Source organism: Dialister sp. CAG:357 (assembly GCF_000435155.1).
Lineage (GTDB): Bacteria > Bacillota > Negativicutes > Veillonellales > Dialisteraceae > Dialister > Dialister hominis.
Window position 1 is genome coordinate 16596 of the sequence record NZ_FR896348.1, and the last position, 12646, is coordinate 29241.

9 protein-coding genes are annotated in these 12646 nt (G+C 51.9%); 5 read left to right on the forward strand and 4 right to left on the reverse strand.

All coding sequences use genetic code 11. The features are described 5' to 3' along the window. Window positions 1–102 precede the first annotated feature (102 nt). The 3 genes from M3200_RS00345 (at window position 103) to M3200_RS00355 (ending at window position 5646) form a co-directional block, all read left to right on the forward strand. Window positions 103–891, forward strand: a complete 789-nt coding sequence (locus M3200_RS00345; protein WP_022381551.1) for a hypothetical protein — start codon at window positions 103–105, stop codon at window positions 889–891. Continuing rightward, on the forward strand, window positions 888–1703 hold the full coding sequence (locus M3200_RS00350; protein WP_022381552.1) for a hypothetical protein: 816 nt from the start codon (window positions 888–890) through the stop codon (window positions 1701–1703). Before M3200_RS00345 ends, M3200_RS00350 begins: the two co-directional genes overlap by 4 nt. 199 nt (window positions 1704–1902) lie before the next feature. After that, entirely contained in the window at window positions 1903–5646 is a 3744-nt protein-coding gene (locus tag M3200_RS00355) for a phosphoribosylformylglycinamidine synthase (protein WP_022381553.1), read from the forward strand. A gap of 73 nt (window positions 5647–5719) precedes the next feature. Here the strand turns inward: M3200_RS00355 and M3200_RS00360 are convergent, their stop codons facing one another. The 3 genes from M3200_RS00360 to M3200_RS00370 all read right to left on the reverse strand — a co-directional run bounded on the left by M3200_RS00360 (window position 5720) and on the right by M3200_RS00370 (window position 8352). Then, entirely contained in the window at window positions 5720–6997 is a 1278-nt protein-coding gene (locus M3200_RS00360) for a sensor histidine kinase (protein ID WP_022381554.1), read from the reverse strand. A gap of 1 nt (window position 6998) precedes the next feature. Beyond that, window positions 6999–7673, reverse strand: a complete 675-nt coding sequence (locus tag M3200_RS00365) for a response regulator transcription factor (RefSeq protein WP_022381555.1) — start codon at window positions 7671–7673, stop codon at window positions 6999–7001. Window positions 7674–7734: 61 nt separating this feature from the next. Beyond that, window positions 7735–8352 (reverse strand): GTP pyrophosphokinase, encoded by a 618-nt coding sequence (locus M3200_RS00370; RefSeq protein WP_022381556.1) that lies wholly within the window; start codon window positions 8350–8352, stop codon window positions 7735–7737. Window positions 8353–8640: 288 nt separating this feature from the next. Here M3200_RS00370 and typA point away from each other — a divergent pair, with 288 nt between their 5' ends. Next, window positions 8641–10461: a translational GTPase TypA gene (gene typA, locus M3200_RS00375; RefSeq protein ID WP_022381557.1), complete on the forward strand. Its 1821-nt coding sequence runs from the start codon at window positions 8641–8643 to the stop codon at window positions 10459–10461. Window positions 10462–10644: 183 nt separating this feature from the next. Then, entirely contained in the window at window positions 10645–11517 is an 873-nt protein-coding gene (locus M3200_RS00380; RefSeq protein WP_022381558.1) for a YihY/virulence factor BrkB family protein, read from the forward strand. A gap of 64 nt (window positions 11518–11581) precedes the next feature. Here the strand turns inward: M3200_RS00380 and M3200_RS00385 are convergent, their stop codons facing one another. After that, window positions 11582–12586 carry an alpha/beta hydrolase gene (locus M3200_RS00385; protein WP_022381559.1) on the reverse strand — a complete coding sequence of 335 codons (1005 nt, stop codon included), beginning with the start codon at window positions 12584–12586 and terminating at the stop codon, window positions 11582–11584. Between the last annotated feature and the right edge of the window lie 60 nt (window positions 12587–12646).

Sequence of the window (12646 nt, forward strand, 5' to 3'; positions counted from 1 at the left end):
CGCCGGATTTATTTCCTGCGGGAATCTTTTTCACTTGAACAATCTCCCGTATTTCTCTAAAATAGAGAGAAAGGCTGTAATTGTATTGATAAAGGAGCCATTATGCTGCGTAAATATATAATCCGTCTGGCTCTTTCTGCTGCGCTTGTCTTAGGGGGCGCGGCCGGAGCCAGGGCGGATGATCTTGTGATTGACGGGCTGGGAAAGATTCCTCTGGGGAATGCGGTTACTGTACAGAACGGCAACGGGACTGACATCCAGAATTTCCTGAAGAAGGGCGCTGAAAGAAAAGGATATGGCAAGACGTCCAATGCTGCCATGTGGACGCTCATGACGGTGCCTCCGGGAATGAATGTGTATCCGGAGAAGCCTCCGTACCCGTATGAAAGCATGGAGCTTTACCAGCTCCGGAAGCGGGATGTCCGCGGCGTCTATACGGCAATCGTCGTCGTCCTTTCCGGAACGCCTGAGGTATTTTTCCATGAAGGAAACCGGAGAGCTGAGAAATTCTGGAGTGATGCCTTCCGCGAAGATGCCAAGCGTCCTTCGACACTCTTTGGTATGCCTAAGATCCAGCTGAAGGAATTCCAGAATGTCGTCGATGAAGTGTTGAAGGACAAGAAGGGCGGAGCCAACAAGGTGAAGGTCCTGACTGTCAGCCCGTGGCGCGCTTACAAGCAGGAAGACGGGGAGTACCGCTGGGGACAGGATGCCAAGATCATCATGACGATGCCAAACGGCCTTTCCTTCCCGCTGTGGGTGGAAAGCTCTGTTTTCAAGCAGGGAAACAAGTACTACCTCGTTATTATCAACGGAAGCCATGTAGCGGCTGATCAGCTCGGCGATCCGCTTCTCTATGGGTTCTACCGGATGGAAAGGAGCAGCCAATGAAATGGAAGACAGCGGCCCTGGCCGCGCTTTTGACAATCGCAGCTTCCACAGGCGCCATGGCGTATGATATGAATACGCTGGCGGAAAAGACGCTGCCGAAGAGCTTCAAGTACATGGCCATTCCGGGTGAGCAGACCATGGAATTCAATGGCGCTGAAGTTCCTTACAAGATGGGGCAGCTGCAGATTACGCTGAAAAGAAGCCAGAAGTTCTACTCCGGCTATATCATCCGCACGACGCTTCCTCCTGAAGTGGCTGATGCCATGCATCCGTATTTCAGGCTGAATCCGACTGTAACGGAATGGAGGGGGCTTGCTCAGCTCAACCGCGCTCTCATGAACCCGTCCTCGCAGCTCAGGAAGGGAATCGACAAGACGCTTCTGAACCTTGCCGTCAATGCACTCGGGCAGGTCGCAAAGGAAGATGTCAAAGTCGAGATTTCGGACATTGAACCGTTCCGCCGCCTGGATGCCGGCGAAGCGTACGTGTATACGGCAGGCGGCCGTATCGTTTATGATGCGCAGGGGCTTTTGATGCCGATGTATGCGCGTTCCTATTTCTTCCTGGGTGAAAACGGACTTGAAGTCATGATGCTTCTTGCTCCGGATGAAGGCAAGGACATCCTTGTCTATGCCATCGATGATCTGGCCAAGGCAGCCGCTAAGGAAGATCTTCTTGGCGCAGGCGGCTACGCGGATATCAGTGTCATCCTCGGCCGTCAGGAAATGGGTCTTGAAAAGGATTTCGAAGCAGGGGAAAGTGAAGCTGACGAACAGAAGGAACAGGAGCAGATCACACAGAAAGCACAATAAGAAGGACGGAGGCCGTATCGGCTTCCGCCTTTTTTGACCATTTTTGACTATTCCAATTTGGTAAAAAACAGGCTGTTTCCTATGCCTATTTTGTGGAGCAGGTTTTGTTTTTGTGGTAAGATAGGATTGTGATTTTCGGAATTGACGCATTGTCCGTCGCCGCAATATTTTGCGGATTTATTGGAAGGAGTGTTGAACTTTGTCTGCTATCAGACGTTTATATGTACGCAAGAAAGAAGGATTCCGCCAGGGTGAGGAAAGCCTCACTTCCCAGCTGAATGAAGTACTGGGAAACCGCCTTGCGGAAACCGCTGTGTACCACCGCTACGATGTGGACGGGCTGACTGAAGAGGATTATGAAAAGGCTGTCGCAACTGTCTTCTCTGAACCTCCGGTCGATTCCGTAGAGGAAGCGCTTCCGAAGGGAGACCTTGTCATCGGCGTAGAATTCCTGCCAGGCCAGTATGACCAGAGAGCAGATTCCGCTGAACAGTGCCTTGCCATCGTTACCGGCAAAGACTGCGCACGCGTACGCTGCGCGCTCGTTTATACATTCAATGGCGATTTCATTGAAGGCGACCGTGAAAAGATCGTGAAGTTCCTCGTGAACCCGGTCGAATCCAGGGAAGCAAGCCTTGAACCAGCCAAGACGCTCGATCTGCCGATTGAAGATCCGAAACCGGTTCCTACCGTTGAAGGGCTGACAGGCCTCGACGACAAGGGCCTTGACGAACTCATCGCATCCATGGGACTTGCCATGAGCCATGACGATCTCGTCATGATCCGTGACTACTTCCGTGATGAAGAAAAGAGAGATCCGACTGTCACTGAAATCCGCGTACTCGATACGTACTGGTCCGATCACTGCCGTCATACGACATTCTCCACAAGCCTGACCGATATCGGCGTGGAAGAAGGCAAATTCACGGCTCCGATCGAACGCGCTCTTGATGAATATAAAGAAACACGCATCACCATTTACGGCAAGGACACCAAGCGTCCTGTCACACTGATGGATATGGCAACGGCTGCTGTCAAAGCGCTCCGCAAGGAAGGCAAGCTGGAAAACCTCGATCAGTCCGAGGAAATCAATGCATGCACCATCAAAGTGAAAATCGAGACAGAAGCAGGAATCGAAGACTGGCTGCTCCTCTTCAAGAATGAAACGCACAACCATCCGACCGAAATCGAACCATTCGGCGGCGCAGCTACCTGCCTTGGCGGCTGTATCCGCGATCCGCTTTCCGGCCGTTCCTATGTATATCAGGCTATGAGAGTCACCGGCGCAGGCGACCCGAGAGCTCCTCTTTCCGATACACTGCCAGGCAAGCTCCCGCAGAGGAAGATTACTCTGGAAGCTGCCAAGGGCTACAGCTCTTACGGCAATCAGATCGGCCTTGCTACCGGACAGGTCCAGGAATACTACCATCCGGGATTCATTGCCAAGAGAATGGAAATCGGCGCTGTTGTTGCAGCAGCTCCGGAAGACCATGTCATCCGTCTCCGTCCGGAGCCGGGCGATGTCGTTATCCTTGTCGGCGGCCGTACGGGCCGTGACGGCATGGGCGGCGCTACCGGTTCTTCAAAGGAACTCAATACCGAATCCATTGAAACCTGCGGCGCAGAAGTACAGAAGGGCAATCCTCTGACTGAAAAAAAGATCCAGTGCCTCTTCAGACGCGGCGAAGTTACGCGCCTCATCAAACGCTGCAACGATTTCGGCGCAGGCGGCGTATCCGTCGCTGTAGGCGAACTGACTGACGGCCTTGATATCGATCTCGACAAGGTACCGAAGAAGTATGAAGGCCTTGACGGAACAGAGCTTGCTATTTCCGAATCCCAGGAAAGAATGGCTGTCGTCGTCAGAAGCGAAGACGCTGAGCAGTTCATCAAGTTCGCAGCAGAAGAAAATCTCGAAGCTACCATTATTGCTGATGTCACCGATACGAAGAGACTTGTCATGAAGTGGAGAGGCGATACGATCGTCGACATTTCCAGAGCCTTCCTCGATACGAACGGCGCTCAGCAGATCAAAGAAGCTTATATCAAGAAACCGGCAGACGAAGGCTTCTTCGGCGTGCCGCAGATCAAATCCATCAGGGAAACCTGGCTTGAAGGCATGAAGGACCTCAACAACTGCTCGCAGCAGGGCCTTTCTGAACGTTTTGACTCCACTGTCGGAGCTGCTACCGTCCTGATGCCGTTTGGCGGCAAGTACCAGAAGACACCGACCGACGGCATGGTTGCCAAGTTCCCGGTCAGAAAGGGTGAAACCGATGCAGCAAGCTTCATGGCGCACGGCTTCGATCCCGATCTTGCTACATGGAGCCCGTTCCATGGTGCTGTCTATGCAGTCCTCCTTTCCGTCGCACGCCTTGTATCCATGGGTGCTGACTGGAGACAGGCATACCTCACGCTGCAGGAATATTTCGAAAAACTGACGGACAAGAACAGCTGGGGCAAGCCGGCTGCCGCTCTCCTGGGCGCATTCCATGCCCAGATGGCTCTTGGTCTTGGCGCTATCGGCGGCAAGGACTCCATGAGCGGTACCTTCAATGACCTCCACGTTCCTCCGACACTCGTATCCTTCGCTATCGCTCCGGGCAAAGCTTCTGAAGCTGTCAGCCAGGAACTGAAGAAGGAAGGGGACACGCTGATTCTCTTCGGCCAGCCGAAGGATGCTGAAGGCATGCCTCTCCTCGACGTATTCAAGGCTCATGCTGATTTCCTCTATGAAGAAGTCAGGAAGGGCCATATCGCTGCCATGAAGGCTGTCGATCACGGCGGAGTCGCTGTGACGATTGCAAAGATGGCATTCGGCAACCGCCTCGGCGTGACCTTTGACAGCAAGCTGCCGCTTCCGAAGTATTTCGCAAACTTCTACGGCGCTATCGTTGTCGAAACGACACCGGAACTGGCTGCTGAATATGCAAAACAGCCGCACACGAAGATCCTCGGTACCGTCGGCGGAGATTCCATGAAGCTTCTGGGCGAGGAAGTCACACTGGACGAACTCCTCAAGGCTTACGAAGGCACACTGGACCCGATCTTCCCAAGACGCGCTGAAAATATCGATAAGGCAGATCCTGTCATTGAAGAAACAAAGGAAATCCCGGATTTCTACGTACATACCAATGTAGCAAGACCGAGAGTCTTCATCCCGACCATGCCTGGCAATAACTGCGAAGTCGACAGCGCAAGAGCTTTCGAAAGAGCAGGCGCTGTTTCCGATATTTTCATCTTCAGGAACAGGGATTCCGCTGAACTCAAGGCTTCTGTCGATGAAATGGCAGAACGCATCAGCCATGCGCAGATTGTTATGTTCCCGGGCGGCTTCTCTGCCGGCGACGAACCGGACGGCAGCGGCAAGTTCATTGCTGCCGTATTCCGCAACGAAAAGCTCAAGGAAGCCATGGAGCAGCTCCTCCACACCCGTGACGGACTGGCTCTTGGCATCTGCAACGGCTTCCAGGCTCTGATCAAGCTGGGACTCGTTCCTTACGGTGAATTCAAGCCGCTGACAGATACAGCACCGACACTGACATTCAACACGATCGGACGCCACCTGTCCCGTTTCGTAACGACCAAGGTCGTTTCCACCAAGTCCCCGTGGCTTTCTCTCTGCAAGCCGGGCGACCTCTACAGCATCGCTATCAGCCACGGCGAAGGCCGCTTCATCGCATCCGATGAACAGATCAAGGCTCTTGCCGCTAACGGCCAGATTGCTACCCAGTACACGGACCTTGAGGGAAATCCGACTTACGACAGCAGCTTCAACCCGAACGGTTCCTCCTGGGCCGTCGAAGGCATCACCAGCCCGGATGGAAGAGTCCTGGGCAAGATGGGCCATACAGAAAGAAGCGGCGCCAACATTGCCAAGAACATCTCCGGCAACAAAGCGCAGCCGCTCTTCGAATCCGGCGTGAAGTACTTCAAAGGCTGATTCTTGAAATAGCACTAACTGCATAATAAAAATCCCGAGGGCATGTGCCTTCGGGATTTTTTTATAATGTGTCTCAACCAGCCTTCATCGTTATGGAGAAGGTGATTTTTCCATCCTTGTACGATACGGAAAGGGGAGCCTGCAGCAGGGAGGATAGTTCTCCTGCGATGGAAAGGCCGATACCGTAGCCTGCCTTTTCGCTGTTATGGGATTCATCGTTCCGGTAGAACCTTTCAAAGAAACGGGAGTAGTCGACGCCCTCGCCTTCCTTGTAATCGTTCGTGACGGAGACGGTGACATTCTTCTTCGTGCCCGCTGCCGAGACGGAGATGGTGCCGCCCTTGTCGCAGTACTTGACGGCATTGTCGAGGAAGATATGGATGAGTTCGTTCATGCACTTCCAGTCGCTCATGCCTTTCAGTCCTTCCGGGCAGGAGACGGCGAGTTTCTTGCCGCCGTCTTTTACAAGGAGGTCGAATTCACTGGCCGCCGCGGAAAGGAGTTTCTTCACATCAAGCGGCTCTATCTTGAGCTGCAGGCGGCTCATTTCACTTGCCTTGGAAAGAAGGATGAGGTGATTGATAAGGTTGGAGAGGTGGCGCACCTGTTTTAAGATGCCCTCTGTCCAGTCATTCTTGCCATTCATCATTTCAATCGCTTCTGCATTGACGGAAATGATGGCAAGAGGAGTCTTCAGCTCATGGCTGGCGTTCGTGATGAACCGTTTCTGTGCTTCCAGGTTATGCACGAAGGGCGCGATGGCCTTGTTGGAAAGGAACGCGAAGATAGCGACATAGAGAAGGATGCAGAAGAAGCCGAACCAGATGGAATAGCTGAGGAAGGTATGGAAATCGGCAAAGTCTCTCGTGCAGTCCATGACGACGATGAGCTTGCTGCCGTCAGGATATTCCGTCTTCATGAAACCGTAACGCGCCTTGTTCTTCTGCATGAAGCCGGTCGCAGATGGAGACTGGAGCGCTGTCTTGGAAAAGGCGATGGCCTGGTCCTCAGAGAAGGCGACGATGTTCTTCACATTGACGGAAGTCATCCTGTTCTCCGAATCAAGATGAATGGAAAAGTAACGTGTCTGGTAAGCAAATTCAGGAGTATCTGCCGGGGAATTGGCACCGGGAATCGGGAGCCAGCCGGCAGAGGTGGTATCATTCTCATGAATCCTTGAGGGAAGCGTGCCGCCGTTCTGCGTGATGGCTGTCATCGTATCAATGACGTGCGAGCGCATGGCCGCATAACCAAGCGTATTGATGAGGCCCAGAGCCCCGATCACGATGATGAGGACAGCGACCGTTGCCAGTAGGATGAACTGGCGGCGGAGCCGTTTGATGAGGTTCATGCTAATCCCTCCTTGGCATCAGAGTGAATGAACCGCCTTCCTCTCCATCGATCTGCAGATCCGACATGACGGCAAGGAGCTTGCCGCGGAGGTAGGAAATGTAAATCCATACGACGCTTTCATCGACATCCTCTTCCTTGCTCCAGATTTTGTCGAAAATGAATTTCGTATCCAGACCCTTCAGCGGATTCAGCATGAGGAGCTTCATGAGCTTCGTTTCCTTGCCGGAAAGGCGGATGGAATTATGGCAGGACAGTTCCTGTTCTTCCGAATCAAGGGAAGTGGAGCCTACATTGAGTTTGGATGGCGACATGTCCTGTCCGCGGCGCGTGAGCGAGCGGATGCGGGCGAGGAGCTCGCCGACGGAAAACGGCTTTGTCAGATAGTCATCAGCGCCTGAATCAAGGCCGGAAATGCGGTCGTCGATTTCAGACTTTGCCGTAAGGAGTATGACAGGCGTCACGTCCCCCTTGCTGCGAAGGATTTTCAAAGCTGTCAGGCCGTCCATCACGGGCATCATGATGTCCATGACCATGCAGTCATAATTGTTTTTCATGGAAAGGTCCAGCGCTTCCTGTCCGTTCTCGGCAAGGTCGACTTCATAGCCGCTGTGCTTCAGGATTGTGGTAAGAACGTTGGACATGTCCCTTTCATCTTCTGCAAGAAGAAGTCTCATACAATCACTCCTTTATGAAAGAGGATGCGTCCCAGGCGCGGACAGCCCGCGGACGCACCGCTTAGTGTTCATCACGGATAAGGTTCCTGATCGTCTGCATGGAGAGGTCGCAGGAAGCAAGCTCGTCAGCGCAGCGCTTCAGCTCGCGGACGATCATTTCCGGATTCTTGATATCTTTCTTGTACTTCATCTGATGTTCCAGACTTGCCCAGGAATCCATGGCAATCGTGCGCAGCTGGATTTCTGCAAAGTACTGGCCCGGATTCTGTCCCAGGACGTCCTCAAAGGGCACGTCCATGCGGAGAATCATGTGGAAGCTCCTGTAGCCGTTCGGCTTGGCGCTTTTGATGTAGTCCTTGCCGACGATGACTTTGGCTCCGGGAATGGATTCGATGAATTTGATATTGTCGTAAATGTCATTCAAAAAGCAGCAGACGATGCGGATGCCGATTGCGTCATGGATATCATAGAGCGCAGACTTCGGCACGGGCGGAAGGCCCTTTCTCTGGCATTTCTCCCGCATGCTGTCTTCTGATTTGATGCGGTAGATGAGGTGCTCGTAAGCAGGCTCGCCTGTTTCTTTTTTCTTTGTTTCGTTGTAGTTTTCTGTCTGGGATACGAGGTGCTTGAGGACGGCGGGAAGTACCTCTTTGTGTTTTCCATAAATTGATTCAGCCATGTATGCCTCCTGAAATAGTATATCTTTTATTATATCACGGAATGAGGGCGGTCGAGGAAAACGGCTAATAATTTATAACTTGTTGAAGTTTCCGAAAAGCCGGAAAAATCTAAGAAAAAATGAATGGGAATACGGTTTCTTTATACTATGCGGACTTTTCAAATTTGCGATAATATGGTAAAATTAATTGTATTTCTAGTATAAGCGTATATAAAGACAGGCAGTCCTGCGGATTTGTGCAGGAGCCGTTGTTTTTAGAAGTAGTACCCGAGGGGGAAAAGGAAAGAAATGAAAAGAGAAGATATTCGTAACATTGCCATTATCGCGCATGTCGACCATGGTAAAACGACTCTCGTAGATGCCATGCTGAAGCAGAGCCATATTTTCAGAGACAACCAGAAAGTGGCTGAACGTGTCATGGACTCGAATCCTCTGGAAAGAGAAAGAGGAATCACCATCCTCGCCAAGAACACATCCGTGATGCATGACGGTGTAAAAATCAATATCGTCGACACCCCAGGGCATGCCGATTTCGGCGGCGAAGTAGAACGTATCCTCAACATGGTTGACGGCGTTCTTCTTCTGGTAGACGCACACGAAGGCCCGATGCCGCAGACGAAGTACGTATTGCGCAAGGCCCTTGAACATAAACTGAAACCGATCGTTGTCATCAATAAGATTGACCGTCCGGATCAGCGTATCAGCGATGTAGAAGGCGAAATCCTTGAACTGTTCATGGAACTCGACGCTACTGACGAACAGCTTGATTTCCCGCTCGTTTATGCATCCGCAAGAAGCGGCATTGCAAAACTCCATATGAATGATGAAGGAAAGGATCTCACTCCTCTCTTCGATACCATCCTGAAGTACTGCCCATGCCCGGAAGGCGATGCTGACGGCGGACTGCAGGTCATGGTCACCACCCTTGAAGCTGACGACTACCTCGGCAAAGTCGCTATCGGCCGTATTACCCGCGGTACAGCTAAGCAGGGCATGACCGTTGCCATCACTGACGGTGAAAAGATCCGCACCGACCACATCGGTGCTCTCTTCAACTGGCAGGGAATGAAACGTACACCGGTCACCGAAGCTAAGATGGGCGACATCATTGCTATGGCCGGCTTCAAAGACATCAACATCGGCGAAACCGTTGCTGACGCAGCTAATCCGGAAGCTCTTCCGGCTATCCATATCGACGAACCGACCCTGTCCATGGTATTCCATGTCAACAAGAGTCCGTTCGCAGGCAGAGAAGGCGACTTCGTCACCTCCCGCCACATCCGTGCAAGACTCTACAAGGAAATCGAGACCAACGTGGCTCTCCGCGTAGAAGACACTGATACATCCGACGCATTCAAGGTATCCGGCCGCGGCGAACTTCACCTGTCCGTCCTGATTGAAACCATGCGCCGTGAGGGCTTTGAACTCGAAGTTTCCAAGCCGCAGGTTATTTACAAGGAAATCAACGGCAAGAAGTGCGAACCACTCGAACGTCTGACCATTGAAGTTCCGCAGGAATTCATGGGTGCCGTTATGGAAGGTCTTGGACCGAGAAGAGCAGAAATGATTTCCATGGAAGAAATCGCCGGCTACATGAGAATGGAATTCTCCATTCCGGCCCGCGGCCTCATAGGCTTCAGAAATGAACTGCTGACCACCACCAGAGGCACAGGCATCATGTACCACGTATTCCAGGGCTATGCTCCATACAAGGGCGATATTCCGGAAAGAACAAAGGGTTCCCTCGTCGCATTCGAATCCGGCACGACGACCGCTTACGGCCTGAACTCCGTTCTCGACAGAGGCGAACTCTTCCTTGAACCGGGCGTAGAAGTTTATGAAGGCATGATCGTCGGCGAAAATGCCCGCGACCAGGACATGGACGTCAACCCGTGCAAGAAGAAACATCTGACCAACACCCGTGCATCCGGCTCCGATGATGCCATCAAGCTGCCGCCATGCCGCAAGTTCACTCTGGAAGGCGCTCTCGAATGGATCAACGACGACGAACTCGTCGAAGTGACACCAAAGAGCATCCGCATGAGAAAGATGGTTCTTTCCCGCCAGGCTCGTTATAAGGACGCAAACGTTAAAAAAAGCCAGCAGTAATTGCTGAATGAAATATCCGCGCCATCAAGACGCGGATATTTTTATGTCATTGAGACTTCGGCAGACCTTTGAATGATTGAAATTCATTCCGAATATCTTTTCCGTCTGTTCCAAGAGTGTCAATTTCATGTATAATAAGTTAGGATTTCATAAAGGCCGGACGGACGGCGGAAGGAGAGTGCCATGGAAGAGAAAATCACTGACTCTACAGCGGTGTATTTTCTGAAGCGCATGATCAATCGTTTCAATGACGATAATGTCACAGCGCTGGCGGCAGAAAGTACATACTACTTCATACTGGGACTGATTCCTTTCATGATCTTCTTCATGAACGCCATGCTTTTCTTCGCGGCACCGCAGGTCGACCTTATTACAAAGGCAGTCCATTACTTACCTCAGCAGGTCGCTGTCACGCTGCAGGCCAACATCAACCGTATCCTGCAGGCAAGAAGCTCCATCTGGCTGGTTGTCGGTCTTGCTACCGCCTTGTGGACAGCCTCCCAGGGGGTCACGACGCTGATCCGGTCCATGGACTGCGCCTTCTATGGAGACAGGGACAAGCAGTCTTATATCAAAGTCAAAATCAAGTCACTCATCTTCACGATGCTCATCTCATTTGCGATGATCCTTTCCCTTGGTCTTATCGTTTTCGGAAACGCAGTCGTCTATGCGATTGCCTACTACTTCAATGTGGCGGATGTATTTCTTGAAATGTGGACGATGGCCAAGTTCGGCATCCCGTTCGTAATCTTCACCTTTTCTCTGGCAGGCTTCTATCAGTTCGCGCCGGCAGGAAGGAGAAGCGAGTGGAAACGCATCATTGCGGCATCCTTCATCGTGACAGTCGTACTCTTGGGACTGACAGCCGCTTACGGGTACTACATCCTTCATGTATCATCCATGGGCATCACGTACGGCTCCCTGATCGGCTTGATCGTCCTCTTCATCTGGTTCCACCTGACAGCCATGACAATCATCACAGGCGGTGAATTCATCATGGCATGGGATGAAACAGCAAGACGACATGATCTGGACGAAATCATAAAAAGTGAATAAAAAAATGGCAGTAAAAAAGATGTGATCGAAACCGGTCACATCTTTTTCGTTTCTATCATGGAAATCAGGGTTTCATGTTCAGGTTGATGAAGCTCTGCATTTCTTCAAAGGCATCGACACTGTCCTGTATCTCAGGGACGCAGAAGGGGAAGTCGTGGGACATGTAGGGATAGACGGTGAGCGTCACTTTGACATCGTCAGAAGCGGCTTTCTCAGCAAGCTTCATGCCTTCATCCAGAAATACTTCGTATCCGCCGGTCTGGATCAGCATGGGAGGAAGGCCCGTGAGATCGCCGTAAAGAGGGGACAGGTAAGGGTCATCCAGCTTTGCGCCTTTTGCGTAGGATGGATGATTGATTTCGTAGAACATGTTTGGATTGATTTCGCCAAGGATCAGATCTTTTTTCACGCTGCCCTGTCTCGATGGAGAAATCGTTTCCATCGTCGTCCACGGGGAGTCAAGGATAAGGAGTCCGGGCTGGGGAAGCTTTTCATCCTTCAGCTTCAGCGAAAGAGCCAGGGCAAGGTTTCCTCCGGCAGAATCGCCAAAGACGATGATGCTCTTGGGATCGCAGCCGCCTTTGAGGAGTGACTGATACGCCGTGAAGGCATCATCCAGTGCAGCCGGATACGGATACCTCGGCGCAATCCGGTAGTCTACCATGTAGGTGTCCCTCGCATTGGAAAGGACAGACTGACGCATGCCGATCCTTCTGTATTCAGCATGGAGGGGCGTGGTGTATCCGCCGCCATGAAGCTGGAGGACGGTCCTGTTCGGCGAGCCCTTGGGATTCACCAGTTTTTCCATGTAGAAACTGCCCATATCAAATCTTGTGTAGGTCCAGTCATCCGGTACTTCAAAGGGATGGCTGACAGGCTTTGCATCCTTGGCAGGGTGGAAGCTGGCATACATTTCCTTATAGATATAGGCCTGCTTGGAAGCATTGTCCATCTGAAGGCCCGATTCAGGCAGCGACCAGGCAGGCGCGGCAGAAGCGGAGAAGCTTCCTGTGAAAAGGGCAAAGCCCATAATGCCGGAAGCGGCAAGACGTGAAAGTTTCCTGTTCATAAAATCCTCCTTGACCTGCTTTTATAATTTTGGTTCTTCACGCTTTTTTGTGGGATAAAA